At 59.8% G+C, this 19,998-nt stretch carries 21 protein-coding genes; 15 read left to right on the top strand and 6 right to left on the bottom strand.

The features are described from left to right. The first annotated feature begins 14 nt into the window (after window positions 1-14). The gene (locus FFT87_RS10710; protein WP_219948713.1) at window positions 15-581 is read left to right on the top strand and encodes a DUF4395 domain-containing protein; all 567 of its coding nucleotides are present in this window, start codon (window positions 15-17) and stop codon (window positions 579-581) included. A gap of 63 nt (window positions 582-644) precedes the next feature. On the opposite strand, the gene FFT87_RS10705 is transcribed toward FFT87_RS10710, so the two are convergent. Both FFT87_RS10705 and FFT87_RS10700 read right to left on the bottom strand, forming a co-directional pair. Beyond that, complete coding sequence (locus FFT87_RS10705) at window positions 645-1,511, bottom strand: cytochrome c biogenesis CcdA family protein (RefSeq protein ID WP_219948712.1); 867 nt, start codon at window positions 1,509-1,511, stop codon at window positions 645-647. Continuing rightward, entirely contained in the window at window positions 1,512-2,261 is a 750-nt protein-coding gene (locus FFT87_RS10700) for a thioredoxin domain-containing protein (protein ID WP_219948711.1), read from the bottom strand. Between the two features lie 81 nt (window positions 2,262-2,342). Between FFT87_RS10700 and FFT87_RS10695 the strand changes: the two genes are divergently transcribed. The 6 genes from FFT87_RS10695 (at window position 2,343) to FFT87_RS10670 (ending at window position 7,960) form a co-directional block, all read left to right on the top strand. Continuing rightward, window positions 2,343-2,930, top strand: a complete 588-nt coding sequence (locus FFT87_RS10695) for a hypothetical protein (RefSeq protein ID WP_219948710.1) — start codon at window positions 2,343-2,345, stop codon at window positions 2,928-2,930. Further along, window positions 2,927-3,316 (top strand): BlaI/MecI/CopY family transcriptional regulator, encoded by a 390-nt coding sequence (locus tag FFT87_RS10690; protein WP_219948709.1) that lies wholly within the window; start codon window positions 2,927-2,929, stop codon window positions 3,314-3,316. The genes FFT87_RS10695 and FFT87_RS10690 overlap by 4 nt, the downstream gene beginning before the upstream one ends. Further along, a complete protein-coding gene (locus FFT87_RS10685) occupies window positions 3,313-4,314 on the top strand; it encodes a M56 family metallopeptidase (RefSeq protein ID WP_219948708.1) in 1,002 nt (333 codons plus the stop codon). The genes FFT87_RS10690 and FFT87_RS10685 overlap by 4 nt, the downstream gene beginning before the upstream one ends. Window positions 4,315-4,632: 318 nt before the next feature. After that, window positions 4,633-6,015 carry a cell wall-binding repeat-containing protein gene (locus FFT87_RS10680; protein ID WP_255560147.1) on the top strand — a complete coding sequence of 461 codons (1,383 nt, stop codon included), beginning with the start codon at window positions 4,633-4,635 and terminating at the stop codon, window positions 6,013-6,015. Window positions 6,016-6,102: 87 nt separating this feature from the next. Further along, complete coding sequence (locus FFT87_RS10675; protein WP_219948706.1) at window positions 6,103-6,639, top strand: transcriptional regulator; 537 nt, start codon at window positions 6,103-6,105, stop codon at window positions 6,637-6,639. Window positions 6,640-6,649: 10 nt separating this feature from the next. Then, window positions 6,650-7,960: an MFS transporter gene (locus FFT87_RS10670; protein ID WP_219948705.1), complete on the top strand. Its 1,311-nt coding sequence runs from the start codon at window positions 6,650-6,652 to the stop codon at window positions 7,958-7,960. Between the two features lie 48 nt (window positions 7,961-8,008). Here the strand turns inward: FFT87_RS10670 and FFT87_RS10665 are convergent, their stop codons facing one another. Continuing rightward, window positions 8,009-8,857, bottom strand: a complete 849-nt coding sequence (locus FFT87_RS10665) for a fumarylacetoacetate hydrolase family protein (RefSeq protein ID WP_219948704.1) — start codon at window positions 8,855-8,857, stop codon at window positions 8,009-8,011. Window positions 8,858-8,925: 68 nt separating this feature from the next. Next, window positions 8,926-9,597, bottom strand: a complete 672-nt coding sequence (locus FFT87_RS10660) for a GntR family transcriptional regulator (protein ID WP_255559652.1) — start codon at window positions 9,595-9,597, stop codon at window positions 8,926-8,928. A 184-nt stretch (window positions 9,598-9,781) separates the two neighbouring features. On the opposite strand from FFT87_RS10660, the gene FFT87_RS10655 reads away from it, so the two are divergent. Genes FFT87_RS10655 through FFT87_RS10620 form a run of 8 tightly spaced genes read left to right on the top strand, consistent with a single transcriptional unit; the run spans window position 9,782 to window position 18,864 of the window. Then, complete coding sequence (locus FFT87_RS10655) at window positions 9,782-11,305, top strand: ABC transporter substrate-binding protein (protein WP_219948703.1); 1,524 nt, start codon at window positions 9,782-9,784, stop codon at window positions 11,303-11,305. Between the two features lie 31 nt (window positions 11,306-11,336). Next, the gene (locus FFT87_RS10650) at window positions 11,337-12,275 is read left to right on the top strand and encodes an ABC transporter permease (RefSeq protein ID WP_219948702.1); all 939 of its coding nucleotides are present in this window, start codon (window positions 11,337-11,339) and stop codon (window positions 12,273-12,275) included. Continuing rightward, window positions 12,268-13,134, top strand: a complete 867-nt coding sequence (locus FFT87_RS10645) for an ABC transporter permease (RefSeq protein WP_219948701.1) — start codon at window positions 12,268-12,270, stop codon at window positions 13,132-13,134. The genes FFT87_RS10650 and FFT87_RS10645 overlap by 8 nt, the downstream gene beginning before the upstream one ends. Continuing rightward, on the top strand, window positions 13,131-14,852 hold the full coding sequence (locus tag FFT87_RS10640) for an ABC transporter ATP-binding protein (protein ID WP_219948700.1): 1,722 nt from the start codon (window positions 13,131-13,133) through the stop codon (window positions 14,850-14,852). Before FFT87_RS10645 ends, FFT87_RS10640 begins: the two co-directional genes overlap by 4 nt. Then, entirely contained in the window at window positions 14,849-16,234 is a 1,386-nt protein-coding gene (locus FFT87_RS10635; RefSeq protein WP_219948699.1) for a hypothetical protein, read from the top strand. The genes FFT87_RS10640 and FFT87_RS10635 overlap by 4 nt, the downstream gene beginning before the upstream one ends. Beyond that, window positions 16,227-16,985 carry an SDR family NAD(P)-dependent oxidoreductase gene (locus FFT87_RS10630; protein ID WP_219948698.1) on the top strand — a complete coding sequence of 253 codons (759 nt, stop codon included), beginning with the start codon at window positions 16,227-16,229 and terminating at the stop codon, window positions 16,983-16,985. The genes FFT87_RS10635 and FFT87_RS10630 overlap by 8 nt, the downstream gene beginning before the upstream one ends. Then, a complete protein-coding gene (locus tag FFT87_RS10625; protein ID WP_219948697.1) occupies window positions 16,982-18,079 on the top strand; it encodes an enolase C-terminal domain-like protein in 1,098 nt (365 codons plus the stop codon). The genes FFT87_RS10630 and FFT87_RS10625 overlap by 4 nt, the downstream gene beginning before the upstream one ends. Then, window positions 18,076-18,864, top strand: coding sequence for an SDR family NAD(P)-dependent oxidoreductase (locus FFT87_RS10620; protein ID WP_255559644.1), 789 nt, complete (start codon window positions 18,076-18,078; stop codon window positions 18,862-18,864). Before FFT87_RS10625 ends, FFT87_RS10620 begins: the two co-directional genes overlap by 4 nt. A gap of 3 nt (window positions 18,865-18,867) precedes the next feature. Here the strand turns inward: FFT87_RS10620 and FFT87_RS10615 are convergent, their stop codons facing one another. Together FFT87_RS10615 and FFT87_RS10610 are read right to left on the bottom strand one after the other, a co-directional pair. After that, the gene (locus FFT87_RS10615; protein WP_219948696.1) at window positions 18,868-19,194 is read right to left on the bottom strand and encodes a nuclear transport factor 2 family protein; all 327 of its coding nucleotides are present in this window, start codon (window positions 19,192-19,194) and stop codon (window positions 18,868-18,870) included. 17 nt (window positions 19,195-19,211) lie between these two features. Continuing rightward, window positions 19,212-19,976: an SDR family NAD(P)-dependent oxidoreductase gene (locus FFT87_RS10610; RefSeq protein ID WP_219948695.1), complete on the bottom strand. Its 765-nt coding sequence runs from the start codon at window positions 19,974-19,976 to the stop codon at window positions 19,212-19,214. Window positions 19,977-19,998 lie beyond the last annotated feature (22 nt).

Below are 19,998 nucleotides of genomic sequence, written 5' to 3'. Positions count from 1 at the left end.
AGATCGAGACACCAATGACTACGAATGACAGCCGCTCCGCCGGAACCACTCAGCTCTCTGGCTCCAAGGCAGCCCTCGCTGCCAAGCCAGGGCAAGCCGGAATCGACCCCCGCGGCCCTCGCTTCGGCGCCGGCATCACCGCAGTTCTGTTGCTCACCGTGATCGGACTCGGATTGGATGCCGCGGCAGCGCTCCCGGCCACCATTGCCGAGCGTGCCAGCCAGCCGGAATTCATTCTCTTTGCCGTGATCGCTGCGCTCTTTGCGTGGGGAGCTTTCGTCGGCATCCAACGTCACCCTTACGGTCTCTTCTTCAAGGCAGCAATTCGCCCGCGGCTGAGCGTGCCGAGCCACCTCGAAGACCCGCGCCCGCCGACGTTCTCGCAGGGTGTCGGCTTCGTCATCACCGTCATCGGCATCGTGCTTCACCTCGCGGCTGTGCCGTACGCCCTCGTCATCTTCGCGGGTCTCGCGTTCATCGCCGCGTTCCTCAACTCAGTCTTCGACTATTGCCTCGGATGCCAGCTGTACGTACTGCTCGTGCGCGCCCGGGTGGTCGGTCGCGGACGCACCGCGGCCTAAGCCCGGGATCGGGCGAGCACGCCCTCGTCATCCCCGTACTGTGGTTGGGGCTGATCTTGTTCGTTATTGTGACTGCTCGAAAGCTGATTCCTGCGGTGTCGCCGACTCATTCCGTCGACGCCGAACACCCCACACCGTCAGCGCGATAGCGGCTAATACGATGATGGCCACCATGTCGACGATGGGGTTAGCGAGAACGGTTCCGCGTTCCTGCATCCATACCTGCACGTCGGTCGGGATGAGACTCGGCAGGCTGACGAGCCCGTTGGTAAACCAGAACAGGGCACCCACCGCCACGATGAGGGTCCCGGTGATGACCGAGGTGCTGTGAAATTCGCGGCCGAGCACGGTGAAGGTTCGTCCGCGAAGCGCGCGCCGTCCGCGTGCGCTCATTTTCTGCCACAGAGCCGCGATGATGACCAACGGCACGACCATCCCGAGCCCGTAGACGGCGAGTAACGCTCCAGCGTTCCAGAGGTTGCTCTGGCCGAAGGCGAGAGTGAGGATCGCACCAAGAATTGGTCCGGCACAGAATCCGGCGACACCACCCACCGCACCTAAAAGGAGAGTGCGAAACAGTCCAGTACGGGCGGATGCTGACTCTTGCAGCTTGGTCGCGCCGGGCAGCATCCGCGATAGGTCGAATCCGAATCCGAAGATCTGCGCAAGACCGAGAATTACCAGCACCACCGCGGTCACCGCAATGATGAGGCCCCTCTCCGAGACGAGAAGCGAACCCAGCGCACCCAGCCCAAGGCCGAAAGGTACGAGGGTGAGCGCGAGCCCGAGATAGAAGACGGCGCCATGGACGAGCAATTGCATCTTCGTACCCACGGTGGAGGCAAAGAATGCGGGGAGGAGAAGCGCGCTGCATGGACTCAGCAGCGCGAGCATTCCCCCCAGGAACGCGGTCAGTAAACCGATCTCCATCTATTGCCCGTTTTCTGCTGCAGTGAGTGCATTTTCGATCGCGTCCACAAATACCTCGGTCGGCTGAGCACCGACAATTGGCACCCCGTTGAGGATGAACGTTGGGGTGCCGGTTACGCCGAGTTGGCGTGCCTCCGCGGCACGCTTGTTGATCGTTTCGACGACTGCGGGGGAGTCCATATCGGTAGCGAACTGCTCGGCGTCTAAGCCGAGTTCAGTGGCAAGCGCGACGAGTGCGTTTTTGGTGAGTCCCGCTTCGGGCAAGTGCACGCCGCCGGGGTAAAGCGCGTCATGGAATTGCCAAAACTGTGATTGGAGACCCGCAGCGTGGGCGGCACGAGAGGCGCGCTCGGAGGGTTCCCCATACATATTGATGTCTCGCCATTCGATGCGAAGATCTCCGGCATCGGCGTATTCCATCATCGTCGGCAGCGTGTTGTGTGTCCACTTTGCACAGAAGGCGCACTGATAGTCGGAGAAAACGATGAGTCCGATCGGGGCATCGGCTGGGCCAGTCGCCTGCACATCGGCGGGGTCGCGATACTCGAGCTGCGTGAGGTCAGGCTGCTCAGAAGGGGCGGTGCTGCTGTCGCCGGCTTCAGCGACCGTACCGGCTGGAGTCTGATCTGGTCGTAACTGCAGAATCACAATGGTGAGGAGCAAACCGGAAATCACGACGATGCCGATAGGAACCAACCAGCTGCGAAATCCGCGATCTTTTCTGCCGGTGGAGCTTGCCTGTTTACTCATCAATATTCCTTTCGGAGCAACATCAACTCCCCAACCTAGTCGACTATGCAGGATAGTAACCAATCGGGCATAGTGGTAAGTATGAATTTCACCCATCGCTGGCTTGTCGCGTCAAAAGAGTCTCTAGCGTTCGCCGGGCAGGCGCTCCGGGTGTGGACACCGCGGCAGATTTTCGCCGCAGCACTCGCAACGATTGCGGTCGGCGTAGTCATCGGTATCGCGACGGTACTCATCCCTAACACCCTCTTCACCCGCGAGATTCCGCCGGTCTGGTGGAATTACCCCGTGTGGATCGTCACTTCTGTGATGTCGGGCATTCTTATCGCCACCTATGTCCGCCCCTACGGGCGCGCGGCGAGCGTCGACTCAGACACAGCGGATACTGAAGAAGCGGTCGCAATGCCAGCCTCAGCCGACCGCGAAGAACGCCGCACCGGACGCTTCGCCCTGACCGGCGGAATGCTCGCCTGGTTCGCCGTTGGATGCCCGGTCTGCAACAAGATCGCCCTGCTCGCCCTCGGCTACACGGGCGCACTGACCTGGTTTGCGCCGCTCCAGCCATTTCTGGCGGGAGGCGCGCTCATCTTCACCGCTGTGGCAATGGTGTGGCGACTACGTGGTCAAGTCACCTGCCCTGTCACCCTCCCTCGTGAGACGGTCTCCGCATGAGTGCCGAAAATCGCTCCGAGCCACAGTGCCGACCGCTGCCCCTGGGCAGTTTGGAACAGCACGTGATGGATGCGTTGTGGGATGACGGGCCGCTGAGCATCCGCGACGTCATCACGCGCCTCGGCGAAAAGCACGCCTATACAACCATTGCCACGGTTCTGGGAAACCTTGACCGCAAGGAGCTTGTCGTCTCCGAACGCGAAGGTCGAGCCGTGAAATATGCGGCCCGTTGTACGCGCGAGCAACACACGGCGCGCCTGATGGAGGTCGCCCTCGACACCAGTCGCGATCGTGCCACTGCGATTCTGCACTTTGTCGATTCGATCGACCCGAACGACCTCAAACTCCTTCGTGACTACCTCGCCAAGCAGGACAAACTCGCGTGACCGCATTCCTCTTGCCTATCCTGCTCGCCACAACACTCGTCGTGACGATGCTGGCCGGACCGAAGCTCGTGCAGGCAGCAGCTCCCGCCCTCATGCGGGCACCCCGCGCAGCTATCGCGCTGCTGCTCGGCGCCGTCGTGCTCTGGTTGATGGCCTCGGCCGCATTGAGCCTCATGCTGGCGTGGATGTTCACCGGCCCCGCCATTCTGCCGGAGACTGTCGCTGGAATCTGTCAACGCTGTATCGCTGCGGCCACGCCCTTCCCCTCTGTTGGCGTGGTCGCCACCGTCATCCCTTCGGCAATTCTCATCTTCTTACCCGCTCTCACTCTGGCGGCGCTCGTTGCTGTCGCCGTCGTTCGCGGGCTGCGTCGCGGGCGAACAACAACAGCAACCGCGCGTGGCATTGCGGCGCGGTCGCAACGTGCACGCCTCCATGGGCACCGGGTGCTGGTGATTCGAGACCAGCGTCCGACCGCGTACTCCCTTCCGCAACACCACGGCGGAATCGTGATCTCCGACAGCCTGATTGCGGCACTCCGCACGGAAGAACTCGTGGCGGTTCTTGCCCACGAACGCGAGCACGTGCGCGGACATCACCACCTCATCCATGCCGCCCTCGATGTCGTGGTTGCGCCCCTGCGCTGGTTACCGCTTATGGCGGCCGTCATCAACGCGGTGCCGCACTACCTTGAAATTGCAGCGGATGACGCGGCTCGCCGCTCGGCAGGAACACCAGCGCTAGCGAGCGCATTGCTCAAGCTGGGGGAGCCACACGTCGGCATCACCGCTCAGCCGGATCGCTACACCGTCGGCACTCTCCTCCACGCCGCAGGTCCTAGTCGCATCGGCCACCTGATTACACCGCCATCGATCCGCACGGCCATCGCCCCCATTGCCGCCCTTGGTGTCATGGCTATCGGTTGTGCCGTGGCAACAACGGCAGTGCACGGGCCGTACCTTTACGTCATTGCTGCAGGCTGCCATTTCCCACTCTGATGCGGAGCGCGGCCGCAATCCGGTTGCGCCCGTGACTTGTGGCTAGCGTTCACGCGGCGGCGCTGATTATCCCGGTACGGTCTCGCTGGCCCCCTGTCTGCGTGGCCACTCGGTGACGTATCGCCGCAGCTGGGGATTTCTAGTAGCTTTCGCAGGACGTGATTCGCTAGGATAACTCACAGTTATTTCCAAGGTTCCCTGCTGTGCTCGCGCAGCGTCTAAGGGCTTCACCGGCGAGGGGCACAACGCGTGGAATCGAATAGCAGGCCGCAGTCGATGTTGTTCAGGTTTTCTCGATGGGGTCTGGCATTGCTGACCGTGGTCGCGATTTCGGCAGCGCCCGCGATAGTGAACCCGTCGCCCGCGACCGGGGCAGACGAGATCTTGGACAGCTACGTCCGCGCCGATGCGTATGTGTTCGAGACCGACCCTTACGCCTGGGACCCGAATCTCACGGTGAGGGCTCCGGGGTGCCGTCGTTTCCTAGAGGCGCAAGTGTGGGATGGCAGCGTCTGGAAAACTACCGCCGAAAAAGTGCAGGTCATCACGGACTTTTCTCTGCCGCTCGCAGAACAGTGCTATGACGCAGATGGAGAAATGGATGTGCTGGCGGTTCTGTCGTCGCATTTGGGCACGCCGCTAGTTCTCCCTGGCACCTACAAGATTCGCCTATTCACTCCAGCGGAAAGCGCCGAGTATGGCGGCGGTTTCGTTGGTGCAAACGGAGGCGAAGAGCGGACTATCTGGAACTTCTCCAGTGCAACTAGCGCGACGATTACCGTCAAGGTCGTGAAGTCGCCAACCAAGGTTGATCCGATTGAGGACAAAGATCGATGGATTCGATCGGGAGAATCTGCCGGAGACATCTATGTCTCGATTACTACTCCGCAACGTACGGGAAAAATGGTGGGGCTAGAGAAACGGGTCAATGGGGCGTGGGCCCTGCACGGGCTCTATCGCGGCGGGACCGGACTCTCAGAGGGCTATCACTTTCCCGTCCAGACCGAAGACACGGAGTGGAGACTAGTCCTTTACGAAACCCCGTACACGGAGCGAGCTGAATCGCCGCCGTGGTTCGTTCGGGTGTATCCCGTAGTCACGCGTCTTGCGGGTGCGAATCGTTATGCGACGGCGGCGGCTGTTTCTGCGGCGTCGTTTGAGCCGGGGGTTTCGGTGGCGTATGTCGCGAACGGTTCGAATTTTCCGGATGCTTTGGCGGGTGCTGCGGTTGCGGGCAAGGTTGGTGCTCCGGTGTTGTTGACGAGTGCGTCGAGTATTCCGGCGGTGGTGAAGGCTGAGTTGGTGCGGTTGAAGCCGCAGCGGATTGTGGTCTTAGGTGGCTCGGGAGTTGTCTCGAACTCGGTGCTGAATCAGTTGGGTGCTTTTACGAAGGGTGGCGTTAGCCGTCTTGCGGGTGCGAATCGTTATGCGACGGCGGCGGCTGTTTCTGCGGCGTCGTTTGAGCCGGGGGTTTCGGTGGCGTATGTCGCGAACGGTTCGAATTTTCCGGATGCTTTGGCGGGTGCTGCGGTTGCGGGCAAGGTTGGTGCTCCGGTGTTGTTGACGAGTGCGTCGAGTATTCCGGCGGTGGTGAAGGCTGAGTTGGTGCGGTTGAAGCCGCAGCGGATTGTGGTCTTGGGCGGCTCAGGCGTCATCTCGGCTTCGCTAGAGAAACAGTTGAAGGCCTACGCCGTTCCCTAAACTCTGTTCTGCAGTGGTTCACTGCCGCCGCGCTCTCCTGCTGTGCGGGTGTTGACATTAGGGTCAAGAGTCGTTGACACTAAGTACGTGACGAACCCCAACGATGAAGCATCTGGCACCGCAACGAACGCCACCAACGACAACCTCGCAGGCACCGCCGACCTCCGTGCGCTCGCCAATTCTGTGCGCCTCGACATGCTCAGGCTGCTGCGTGATCGCGAGTGGACCATGGCTGACCTCGCGACCGAGTTGGGACTCCGCAAAGGCAGCGTTAGCTACCATTTGCGGGTGCTTGAGCGTGCAGCGATCGTGCGCCAATCGGGCGAACGCAGCGTTCGAGGCGGGCGCCAGCAACTCTGGGCGCTGAGCGCCGCATCGATCGCGGGAGATCCAGCAATCACGACGCCGAGCTCACGACCCGCAGTGCTTCGGGCGCTAGCGTCGCAGATGGAATCACGCGCGGCCCAACGGCTGTTCGTCTCCTCCGTGCGACTGGATGCCGCAGCAACTGAAAAGGCGATCATTCTGCTGGAAGGTGCGCTGGAATCCATCCGCGAACTCGAGACCGACGCGGGCGACGTCGTCACTCTTGGTGCCTTCACTTTCAGTTCAGCCGCCGGATGACGATCTGAACGTGGACTCCCCATCGCAGCTCGGACGACCGTTCTGGGTTTTGTGGAGCGCGCTAACCGCCACGAACATCGGCGATGGGATCCGTCTCGTCGCGCTGCCGTTGTTGGCCACACAAATGACTCAGAACCCCGCGCTGATCGCGCTAGTGACCGTTTTCACCTATGTGCCGGCGCTGCTCTTCGGCCAGATCGCCGGGGTGGTCGTAGATCGGGTGCGCAAGCGACGACTGATCGCGTTTTCACAAATCATTCGCGCAGCGGTTTTGGCCGTCGTCGCGGTGGCAATCGCGCTCGGGGAACTCAGCATCGGAATGTTGTGTGCGGCAGCCTTTCTTTACGGCGTGGGGGAGGCTGTTGCTGATCCTGCAGCCCACGCGATGCTTCCACGACTCGTGCCTGCCAGAGACCTGAGCCGCGCCAACTCTGATCTGCAATCAGGCCAGATCATTGGCGAAATGTTCGTCGGCCGGGCCTTAGGTGGGATCCTTTTTGCCGTAGCCCAGCCATTGCCGGTGGTCGCGAACGCGCTGTTACTGGCCGCAGCGGCACTGGCGATGTTCTCGCTCGGCGGGTGGGAGAGCGATTCTGAGCACGAGTCTGAGCGTGAGCCTGAGCATGGGGGTGCGCCGGGCGAGCGCGCGGGCGAACATGCGGGAGGCGGCATCCGTCAGTTCGCCCGTGAACTAGCTGACGGCATCCGAGTCGTGACTCATTCCCGGCTGCTCGGCGTCATGGCGTTGCTGTTGGCAGTGTGGGCAGGAGTATCCGGAGCATTTTGGGGAGTCGCCGCGATCTACGCACTACGGGACCTCGAATCTGGAGAGATCGGATTCGGGATCATGTTGGCTCTGTCAGCTATCGGCTCCCTGGTCGGCGCTCGGGTCGCGATCAGGGTCATCCGAAAGCTAGGGGCGCCGAGTGCTGGGCTCACCGCCGTGCTCGTGAGCGGTGCCTCGATCATCGCCCTCACGTGGACGCGCGAGCTCTGGCTTGCCGCTCTGTTGCTCGCGTTCAACGGAACAGCGGTCACGCTTTGGAACGTCATGACGATCACCATCAGGCAAGCCGCTGTTGAGACGAACATGCTCGGACGAGTCAGCAGCACCTACCTGGTGATGGCCCGTCTTGCCTTGCCCATCGGCGCGGGGCTCGCCGGACTGCTCGCGACAGCAACGGATGCGCCGACAGTGTTCTTCGTGTTCGGAAGTGTGCTCGTGCTCGCGGCGGCCGTGCTCTTGCCTCTGCTGTGGAAACAGTTTGGGCACTCGTGGCCGCGCGGCCACGACTCGGCGCAGAAGGTGACTGCGCGCTGAGAGCGATCGAGAAGCAGCGTGCGCAGCCCAAGACGCGACGGGCGTGTCTTAGGCGCTCACGAAACTCTGGGTTTGATGGCCGAGGCCTTCGATCTCTATCTCAACGACGTCTCCCGCAGTCAGATACGGGAACTTTCCCGATAGAGCGACTCCCTGCGGGGTACCGGTAAGAACCAGATCGCCAGGCTCGAGCTCCAAGTATTGGCTGAGGTGCCAGATCAGGAAATCCACGGAGAAAATCATGTCGGCAGACGTCGAGTCTTGCCGTGGCTCGCCGTTGACCCAACTCTGCAAGCGCAGGTTGTTGTAGTCGACTTCTTCCGGAGTGACGAGCCACGGGCCGGTCGGGTTGAAGCCGGGTGCTGATTTTCCTTTGCTCCACTGGCCGCCGGAGACGGTGAGTTGGAAGTCTCGTTCAGACAGGTCGTTGGCGGTGACGAACCCTGCAATGTGATTCCGACTTTGCGTTGGAGAATCAAGATAGAGCGCGCGTTGCCCGATAACGATTCCCAGCTCGACCTCCCAATCGGTTTTGACGCTTGTGCGGGGGATCGTAACCTCATCGTTCGGCCCCACGACCGTATTGGGGGCCTTGAGGAAGAGGATCGGAACCTCTGGCGGCGCCGACCCTGACTCGGCCGCATGGGCTGCGTAGTTCATGCCGATGCAGTAGACCGCGCTGGGGCGCGCGATGGGGGAGCCGATTCGCAGGTTCCCAGAGTCGGGCAGTGGCGCTAGGGCTTCCGTCTCTAATGCCGTTCTGGCCTTCTCGATGCCACCAGCGTCAAAGAACGCGCCGTTAATGTCCTCGGTAATCGACCGAAGATCGTACGTATCGTTGTTGGCGATTAGGACCGGAATCTCTGAGCCAATGGGGCCAAGGCGTGCGAACTTCATCGGTGATTTCTTTCCTTTGTGTGGGGGTGGGCCAGTTGGGGTCCGCCGCGTTCGCTAGCGCGGTGCGACTACTTCTCTATCGTTGTGCCGACGGTGTCGATGCGATCAGCGGCGATCTCGATATGGCTGGCCATTGCCTTGCTTGCCTGTTCGGGATCGCCAGACGCTAACGCGGCGATCAAGTCATTGTGAGACATCGCGTGCGCGACGAGATCGTCCGGCGTGAGGGCTCCATTCGCCGCGCGAAGGAAGCCATTAATGCGGCCGCGAAGTTGCGAGGCTATCGAGAGCAGAAGCTTGTGATCCGCGATCTCCCACAGTTCTTCGTGAAACCGGCGGTCGAGCGCGAACATTCGATCGACGTCCCCCGCCTCTGCCGCGGCGATCATCGAGTCGACGATTTTGCGCAAACGGCCCTCGATTTTGTCGCTCCACATCGCTTGCGCGCGATGACACACGAACTGCTCGAGAACGATTCGCAGAGTGGAAATTTCTGCAAGTTCTTCTTGGCTTAGGGCCGCAACGCGGGCACCTCGGCGCGGAGTTCGTTCGACTAGGCCCTCTTCGGCAAGTTTCGCCAGTGCTTCCCGCACGGGGATGTGGCTCACTCCTAGACGAGCCGCGAGCGTGCGTTCGACGAGTCGCTCCCCGGGGGATAAGGAGCCATCGTGGATTGCTTCTCGGACCTCGTTCGCAACCTTTTCGGAAATATTCTGGTCGACAAGATTATTCAGGACCATGATGAACTCCTTTTCACAGTTGCGGCTTCTTCCTCTTGGGTTTCTCGGCGAGAAAGGTCTCGAGCGGATATTACCCTTTTGTTATCGTTCGATTGGGCTTTTAGTCTGGACTTCTGATCCGTTTTGCTACATGCTATAGCGAAATGCCCATCCCGGGCACTGTTCGGGACGATGTGGAGGAAAGATGTTCAATAGAAAAGCTTTCGCGGGGGGAATTCTCGCTGCGACTCTCGTATTGACCGCGGGGTGTGCCGCTGGCGACCCAGCAGGCGAAGCATCAACGGGCGGGTCGATTACCGTCGCCGCGGCTCAAGGAATCCCACAGCTCAATCCAGCTATTCGAACCTTTGCTTGGGAAGAGGTACTCTTCCCGCTGCTCTGGAACGGGCTGTCGAAGACTGACTCACAGGGCGACATCGTTCCCGACCTCGCAGAATCATGGGAATCTACGGCGGACCAGAAGACGTGGACCTTTGCGCTTCGGGACGGCGTCACTTTCTCCAACGGTGAGGCGCTGACCGCGGCAAAGGTAGTAGCAAGCTTCGAGTATTACCTCGACGGAGAAACTGCCACTCAAGAAGCCAACAAAATTTCGATGGTGTCCGGAGTCGAGGCAATCGACGAACTTACCGTCCAGTTCACGCTTGATGAGCCAGTCGCGACTTTCCCCTCGGCAATTGTCTGGGTGAAGGTTCTCGACATTGACTCTCTTGACACTATTGACAAGGATCCGATCGGAACCGGCCCGTTCACCGTAGAGGCCTTCACGCCCGATGACTCAGTCACTCTCGTGCGCAACGATGACTATTTCGGAGAAGCGCCAGCGCTCGACGAAATCGTGCTGGTTACCGCTGCTGAATCAACCTCAGCCGTAACGGGGCTTCGCTCCGGTGACCTCGACGTGCTCTGGTCAGTTCCCGCTGGTGACGTTGATCAGCTTGAGGGAGAGTCGTCGATTTCGATTGTTCGCCCAGAGAGCCCAAGCCAGTGGCCTTCGTGGGAGATGGATACTACGTCCGCCCCGTTCAACGACGTCCGCGCGCGCCAAGCACTGGCCTACGCGATTGATCGCGAAACAATTCTCGAAGCCGCTTATTACGGTCAGGGCGTCGTTTCGCCCACAAACAACGCACTCAGCGAGAACAACCCCTGGTTCAACGCAGACTTGACGGACTACTCGTACGATCTGGAGATGTCTAAGAAGTTGTTTGCGGAAGCGGGCGTGAACGAAGGCGACACTCTAGTCTGGTGGGGAATCGCTGGTTCCTATCCCGAGTGGAACACCAGTGGCGAAATCTTGCAGGCCAGCCTGAAGGAGATCGGCATCAACCTCGACATCCAAAATAATGACATCGGAACCTGGGTCGACGACTTCTACCCTGCCGGAAAGTCTTACCCGGGAAAAATCGTTCCTAACTTCCAGTCCACTCCGCCGGAGCCTGCATATTCGCTCAACTTCTACCTTCCCGGGCGTTGCGAGTGCAACTGGGTTGACGATGAGTTCCTCACGGCGTTCTCTGGAGCGCTTGCTGAGCCAGATGCCGATGCCCGTAAGGCACAGTGGGCAACAGTTCAGTCGGTAATCAACGAACAGGTACCGCTGATTGTTCCGCTTCAGTCAACAGTGGCTACCGGAACGAGTAGCGAACTGAGCGGTGTCTGGGTCGAAGGTGGCGGTCAGCTGCACCTAGAATCCGTCACGCGCTAGGGGCATCTTGACTCGTTTCATTATCAGGCGAGTGGCAATCAGCATCGTGATGCTGATTGCCACTTCGCTCCTCGTATTTATCGTCCTTAGGCTCTTACCTGGTGACCCGATCATCACTCGCTTGGGATCCACTCCGGGCGTTGACGCGGAAATGATCCAGCGTCTTCGCGAGGAGGCAGGGTTGGATGCTCCCATTTGGCAGCAGTACCTCAGTTGGTTTGGCGGGCTCCTTCGAGGCGATTTCGGTCAGTCGTATTTCAACCAGTTCTCGGTCAATGAATTAATCGCACTACGCCTGCCGGCAACCCTCGAAGTCACTGCGCTCTCAATCGTTGCCGCAATTCTGATTGCCGTCCCGGCAGCGGTCATCTCTGCATTGCGGCCGTTGGGGTGGGTTGATCGCTTTATCACCGCGGTTTCTACTGTCGGCATGGCTCTCCCTCAGTTCCTCATCGGGATCTTGCTGATTGTCGTTTTCGCGGTGAACCTCAAGTGGCTTCCCGCACGCGGCTTCATCCCCTTCGCAGAAGACCCGGGTGGCAACCTCATCCGGATGATTCTGCCGGCGTTGACGCTGGCTTTCGCCTCAGCGCCCCTCATGATGCGTTTTCTTCGTGCATCGATGATCGAGGTTCTCTCTTCCTCATTCATCCGGACCGCACGAGGGAAGGGCCTCAACCGATGGGCGGTCGTGGTGAGCCACGGACTCAGGAACGCGTTGATCCCGAGCCTCACAATGCTGGGCCTCGTAGTTGGATACACCCTCGGTGGTGTCGTGATTATCGAGTACGTGTTCGGAATCCCCGGACTGGGCTCATTAGCAATTGACGCCGTCTTCAAACGGGACTATGCCGTACTTCAGTCGGTCGTCCTCCTGATCAGCGCCATGTTTATCGTCACAACCCTGGTCGTCGATCTGCTGTACGGCGTCCTCGACCCGCGACTGAGAATCGGAGCACGCCGTGGCTGATCCCGCACTGATAACGCTCAAGGGGTCTCGTTCGTCGAGGCTCGTCCAATTGCGCGACACACGCTGGCAGACATGGCTGGCCGTGGGAGTGCTGGGGATCATCGTCATCAGCAGCATCGCTGCGCCGTTGCTCGCCCCGTTCGACCCAACAGCGCAATCCAAGGATCGATTCGCAGGCTCGAGCTTTGAGCACCTTTTTGGTACAGACGAACTCGGGCGGGACTTGTTTAGCCGGGTGCTCTATGGCGGACAACTGACGATGTTTATCGCTGTCGGAGCTACAGCAGTAGCGATGGCAATCGGCACCGTGTGGGGAATGCTTGCTGCATTCGCCCGTGGTCTTGCGGATGAAATCCTGATGAGGCTCGCCGACACAGTCATGGCCATCCCGCAAATGTTATTTGCGTTGGTCTTTATTTCTGCGTTCGGGGCTACTCCCGCGCGTCTGGCCCTCATTATCGGCATATTGCTGACGCCAACCACGGCACGTCTCGTACGCTCCACGGTCCTCGCCGAGATTCAAGAGGACTACTTCACCGCGGCCGTCGCCTACGGCGCATCGCCACGTCGTCTTCTTTTCAATGAAGTACTGCCCAACGTGCGTACGCCCATCTTGGTGCAGACCGCCATCAACGCGGCGAACGTGATTCTCCTGGAAGCGTCTATGAGCTTCGTCGGCTTGGGAATCCAACCACCCGATGCAACCTGGGGAACTCTGGTGCAGCAGGGCTACCAGAAGATGTACCAGTCGTTCTCGTACGTTCTCTTTCCGGCATTGCTTATCCTCATCACAATCTGGATGCTCAATCTGCTGGCCGATCAGCTCGGCGCCAACACCAAGTCGAAAGGACGCTCATGACTTCCGCAGGTAACGACGAGATAGTCCTCAACGTGTCAGACCTTACGGTGAAGTACGGCGACACAACTCCGGTCGACGGGGTCTCATTTGTTCTCCGCCGTGGAGAACGCATCGGATTAGTAGGTGAGTCCGGATCGGGAAAGTCGTTGACAGCGTTGTCGATTATGGGGCTCGCCGATCGTGCGAATCTCGGTGGGTCGGTTGAGCTCGCCGGCACGAACCTTCTGAAGCTTTCCGCTAAGCAGATGACCCGGGTTCGTGGCGGTCGAGTAGCGATGGTCTACCAAGACCCGATGTCATCGCTCAACCCCGTGATGACGATCGGCCGTCAACTTACCGAAGCAATTCGATTGCACTCTACGGCGACGAAGGCCGCAGCGCATATTCAGGCGGTCGAATTGTTGGCAGAAGTCGGGGTGCCGTTTCCCGAGGAACGGATGAAGCAGTACGCCCATGAGTTCTCGGGCGGGATGCGCCAGCGCGTCATGATTGCCATGGCAATGTCTGGCAAGCCAGACGTGTTGATTGCTGACGAACCTACGACTGCATTAGACGTCACGACGCAGGCCGTCATCATCGATTTGCTGGATCGCCTGGCGAGCGAGCATGGCACCGCGGTTGTGCTAATCACCCACGACCTCGGTGTTGCCGCCGGGTTCTGCGAAACGATCCACGTCATGCGCTACGGAAAGATCGTTGAGTCGGCACCGGCCACGCAGCTGTATGCGCACCCAGAAAACGAGTACAGCAAGGTACTCCTCCAATCAGTTGTCGACCTGACGATCGATGTCACACAACCTATTCCGGTATCAAGCACTGAGGCTCGTGCAACTCTTGCTCCGGTTGCTCCGCCGGCGGTGAAGGGTGCACCTGGCGAGGTGGTTCTCCGCGTTGACGGGCTAAACAAGACCTTCCATCTCGGTTCGGGGCGAAGGATTACCGCGATCGATAATGTATCTTTCCAAGTGCGTCGGGGAGAGACGTTTGGGCTCGTCGGAGAATCAGGATCAGGCAAGTCGACGGTGTCGCGCGCGGTTCTTGGATTGATGAAAGTCGACTCCGGCAACGTTGATTTTCAGGGAAACAACGTGCACGCCATGAAGCCGGCCGACCTCCGGTCGTTGCGCCGGCGGATGCAAATGGTGTTTCAAGACCCGTTCTCGTCGCTCAACCGTCGGCAGACCGTGTCGCAGATCATCGAGTCACCCTTAATCGCGCATCGGATGGGAACCCGCGTTGAACGCCAGGCCAAGGTTGCTGAGATGCTTGAGCTTGTCGGACTCGGCGCCGAGTTCGCCGATCGCTACCCGCGCACGATGTCGGGTGGGCAATGCCAGCGTGTGTCGATTGCGCGGTCGCTAGTTCTCGACCCCGACTTTATGGTGCTCGACGAATCGGTGTCGGCTTTGGACGTGTCGATTCAAGCCCAAGTGTTGAATCTCCTCCGCGAGCTTCAGCAGCGGCTCGGGCTGACCTACCTTTTCATCAGCCACGATCTTGCGGTGATTCGCTACATGGCAGACAACATCGCGGTGATGCGGCGTGGAGAAATCGTTGAACTCGCATCTCGTGACGAATTGTACGCAAACCCCCAGCACGAATACACACGGTCGCTCATGGCAGCAATCCCTGTGGCAGATCCGCTCATCGAGCGAGAACGTCGCAAGACCGCAGCGAAGTTGGCCGCCGCATACGAGGTTGAAGAGGTAGCACGATGACCCTGATCGGAAGCAAAATTCACGTCCCGCACTTCGTGGGCAGTGTCGGTCTTGCACGTCGAGACATTACTCCGCCACTCGGAATTCGTGCGCGAAACTGGGGCCCAGCCGAATGGGACAGGTCGGAAGGAACACACCTGCCGATGACGCTGACGGCGCTCGCTTTCGGCTCCTCTACTGGGCACGATCATGTCTCCATCGCCGTTGATGCGACATGGTGGCGACGAGTTGATGATGAGTGGGCCTTCCGCGGAGCAGTTCTCGAGGCTGTCGGCTTGCGCCCAGAACAGCTCACTATTTCGTTGTCTCATACTCACGCTGGGCCGGTGCTGTGTCGTGCCGATGAAGATCTCCCGGGCGGAGAACTGATCGGAGCGTATCTTGACACGCTGGCAGAGGCGGCGATCGAGGCAGCGCGTGAGGCACTCGCCAATCGACAGTCAGGGCGAATTGAGTGGGTGGAAGGTGGTTGTTCTTTAGCGGCGAACCGGGAGCTGGTCATCGACGGCCGCGCGCTGGTGGGCTTCAATCCAGACGAAGTGGCGGACGACACAGTGTTGGTCGGCCGCGTCTCGGATGCTTCCGGCCGCATCATCGGGACGATCGTGAACTATGCCTGTCACCCGACGACGCTCACTTGGCAAAATCGGCTTATTTCACCTGATTACATCGGTGAGATGAGAGAGATTGTTGAAAGTGACACTGGCGCGCCCTGCGTGTTCTTGCTGGGAGCAGCCGGAGAGTTGGCGCCAAAAGAGCAATACACCGGTGATACCGAAGTCGCGGACCGCCACGGTCGTTCGCTTGGTTACTCCGTGCTGGCAGCACTTAGTTCGCTGCCGGCTGTTGGAAGCCAGCTGGAGTTGACGGGGTTGGTGGAGTCAGGAGCGCCGCTAGCAATGTGGGAAACCACGGCGCAAGGCTCACACGATGCGCTTAGCTCTGTCAGGGGGGCAGTCGAACTCGAATTTGTCGATTTGCCCACCATTGCCGAGCTTGAATTTCAATGGGCAGATATCGATGAGGCCAGCAGGCGAGAGCGAATTAGTCGCGCGCGCAATCTGCGTGATGGTTACGTTCTTGGTTCGACTGTTCAGCATCCTGTGTGGGCATGGCGAGTTGGGGATGCTGTCTTCGTCGGGCATCCGGGAGAGGCCTACTCGAAGTTGCAGATCGTGCTGCGTGAGCGGTTCCCGTTGAATCCGATTGTGGTCGTCAACCTGACCAATGGCCCTGGTTTTGTCTATTTGCCCACAACCGACGCCTACGAACGCGGCGCCTATCAAGCTTGGCAAACGCCGCTAAAGCCGGGTTCACTAGAGCGGCTGGAAGCGTTCTCAATTCAACTAGTTGAAGAATTATTGGAGGGTGCTCATGAGTGATTCACGTCGCGTAGCGGTTGTCACCGGTGGCGCAGCAGGAATCGGTTGGTCCATCGGCCAGCGCTTGGTGGCGGACGGATACTTGGTGATTGCGGCAGATGTCGTCGCTGGGCTGACCGAGGGGGATAGCAGTATTCTCTGGCGCGAGCTGGATGTAACCGACCATGCGCACGTCTCTACGGTATTCGACGAGATCGTCACGGAGTTCGGTCGAATTGACGTGTTAATCAACAACGCGGGAATTCAGCGGCATCGTTCTCTCGAAGAGCTGACGTGGTCCGAGTGGGAAACGGTCGTCAACGTCAATCTTCACGGAGTATTCAACACGCTTCAGGCTGGTGGACGACACATGCTCGCGCAAGGTGAAGGCCGAATCGTCAACATTTCTTCGGTCGCGGCCCGCGGCTCTGCCGGCCGTGCTCCCTATGCGACAACAAAGGCTGCGGTAATCGGTCTTACGTCGACTGCGGGTGCGGAATGGGCATCTCGTGGCGTTCGAGTAAACGCTGTGGCGCCGGGCTACGTGGATACCGGGGTCTTTCGCGAAGGAATTGCGGCGGGAACGCTCAATATCGACACGATCCTCTCGCGAATTCCGGCCAAGCGGCTTGCGGATGCCAGCGAAGTTGCTGCTGCCGTCAGCTTTCTCGTCTCGGACGGCGCCAGTTACATGAACGGCCAAACCCTGTACGTCGATGGGGGATTCATGGTCGACTACGGCATTCCGCTGGCAAAGAAGCCCTCCTCGTGAGCGCTGACCGAAATATCGTCCGTGTAGCGACCGCTACGCGCTCACTGTCGCTGCCAGAACCGCTCCAGCTGGGGGCGATGACGGTGACTCGTCGCGAGTATTGCGCGGTTCAGGTCGAGAGCGCAGATGGATATGTCGGGCAGTCGTACGCATTGTCACGGGAAGCTCCGATGGCCGAGATCGTCTCGCGACTGATCGCCCCGACCGTTCTGGCACAGGATAGTGGCGCGCCCGAGATCGTGTGGGATAAAGCGTATCGAGGCAGTGCAATCGTTGGTCGTGTTGGTCTCGTGCGTCGCGCCATCGGGATGGTCGATGTAGCGACCTGGGACATCGCAAGCCAGCGCGCAGGACTACCGCTGTGGCAGATGCTGGGCACCAGTCCCGATCCGAGGCCGACGATGCTTGTCGCGGCATACCCCACTCCCGGCAGGTCAGTTCGCGACGTTGTCGACGAGGTCGTATCTCAGGCACAAGAGGGGTGGCCGCTTGTGAAAATTTCGCGTTCGCCTGATAACGACTTCATGAGGGAGTTGATCTCGACCCTTCGACAAGAGCTCCCGGAAAAAACGGGCCTTGTGGTGGACGTGGGATTCGGTTGGAACTCCAGCGATGAAGCGCTCAACGATGTCAGCCAGTGGGGAGATCCCGAGCTCGCGTGGCTGGAGGATCCGCTGTTGCCTGAGGACGTCGAAGGGTGCGCACGATTACGTCGGGGCAGTGGGCTGACAATCGCCGTCGGTGACGAGGTGACAGATCCGCTCGTGCTGCGCTCTCTTGTCGAATCAGAAGCGATCGACGTTCTGCGGCTTGACGTTATTGCGGTCGGAGGGATCACCCAGGCGCGAATACTGGTGGAGTGGGCTGCCGAGCGTGGGACAGAAGTCTCTTGCCACGTTTACCCGGAGGTTAGCGTTCACTTAGGTGTCGGTGTCGAGACCTTTAATAGGAGCGTGAACCCCTACGATCCGTCGCCCTCGCTCGTTCGAGGTGGACCAGAGTTTGTGGCCGGATATGCGGTGCCGCCGACGACAGCTGGCCTGGGGTTTACGTTGGACCCGGCTCTATTTGACTTTGGTGTGGAGAAATTGTGACTCGAAGTGTTGTGGTTACCGGCAGTGGCAAAGGCATCGGTCGCGGAATTGCTGAACGGCTTTCTGAAGACGGATGGATTGTGGTCGGCTTGGAACGGTCGCCGGGGTCTGGAACGCTAGAGGCAGGCATCTGCGCTGCTGTCGTTGTGGGCGATTCCCGCGAGTGTGAGGCTCATCGCGCTGCCGCACGCCAGGCAATGGACTATGCGCCTCTTGCCGGTTGGGTTAACAACGCTGGAATCACGCGGCCCACCGTGCTTCACGACCTCGACCAGGCTGTCGTTCGGGACGTGATCGAGACCAATGGGCTTGGCTACATGTGGGGCGCGTCAGCGGCTGTGGAATCGTTCACCGCGCAGCGTTCCGGTGGCTCAATCGTCAACATAGGCTCCATCCACGGTCGTGCGAGCCATGCGAACCACGCAGCGTACGAATTCACTAAAGGGGGAATCGACGCGTTATCTCGGAGTATCGCTGTTACCTACGGCCGATTCGGGATTCGCGCGAACACCATTGCGCCGGGTGGGGTGCGAACTCCTCATCTTGAGGCGCAAATTGCCGCTGCGGCAGATCCGGAAGCTGCGGAACGGTTGCTGACAGAGGGGCCGCCGATGCGCAGACTCGGCACCGTCGAAGAGATCGCGGGCGTAACCGCTTTCTTGCTCGGGCCGGACTCACATTACCTCTCCGGGGAATCAATCGCCGTTGACGGTGGATGGACGGCCGCCTTCGGAGCTCCTGATCCGGATCCCGAGTTGATGAAGCGCTATGGGCTCGACCAGTAGGAATCAGGCTTTGAGCATCGACGCACGCTGAATGAGTCCGTCCACTACGTCGAATGTCGCGATCGTTTCCGTGACGGCGTCGCCGTTTCGAACGTACTCTCGCGCTGTAACCCAGCGGTCCCCAAATTGCACGACGGTTTCGATCTCGCAGCTCAACTGGGGGTTCTCAAATCGTGGTCGGTAAAACTCGATGAGGGCCTCACGGCCAACAATCGGCTCAGCGATGACGCCGGTCACGACCGCGTCAGGGGAGTAGGTCGCGATAAAGGCATCGAGATCGTGGTCGTTAAAGGCAGCGAGTTGAGCAACGACGACATTGAGGGCATTCATAGTTTTCCTTTGTAGTCCTAATCGATCCGAACGCCGCCATTGACGTCGTACGTTGCACCGGTAACAAACCTTGCTTCCGGAGCGGCGAGAGAAGCGATGATCCACGCAACATCTTCTGGTTCGCCAAACTTTCCGAGGGGGATTGACGATTCGAGGGACGCCCTCGATTGCCCCGTGAGATTGTCCGTGATTGCGCTGACAACAGGGCCAGGCGTTACCGCATTTACCCTGATGCGTTCGTCTGCCAGCAGGCGCGCGAAGCTCCGCGTTATTGCCAAGATGGCGCCTTTGCTAGCGGCATAGTGCATCCCCGTTTTGAGAGCTCCAACTTGGCCGGCAATAGACGAGAGGTTGATGATGCTGCGGTCGGCATCAGATCGATTCTGTTGGGCAAGCCGCAATAGTGGCAGCGTCGCTCGTGACAGGAGGAACGTGCCGCGACCGTTGGTCTCCATTACCGCATCCCAGTCGTCAATGGTGATGTCCTCAAAGCTCGTATAGGGGCACACGCCGCCGTTGTTTACCAGTACGTGGAGCTCGCCCCAAGATGCAGTCACCTCAGCAACCAGCGCATCTATCGACTCTGGCGAGCGCAAGTCGAGGCGTGATAGCCGCACATCGGGCGCTCCGGCTGCGATGCAACGGTCGGCGACCGCTCGGCCGGCTGCTTCGCCGCCGGTGTAGGTCAGCCAGACGGCATAGCCCTGTTTGGCGAGCAACTCGGCGGTAGCGGCACCAATGCCGGAGCTCGATCCTGTAATAATTGCGCGTCGAATTGGCATGAATAGAACGCTATAGCATTCT

Origin of the sequence: Salinibacterium sp. M195, assembly GCF_019443965.1 — a bacterium.
GTDB lineage: Bacteria > Actinomycetota > Actinomycetes > Actinomycetales > Microbacteriaceae > Rhodoglobus.
This window is presented reverse-complemented; position numbering and strand designations above follow the sequence as displayed.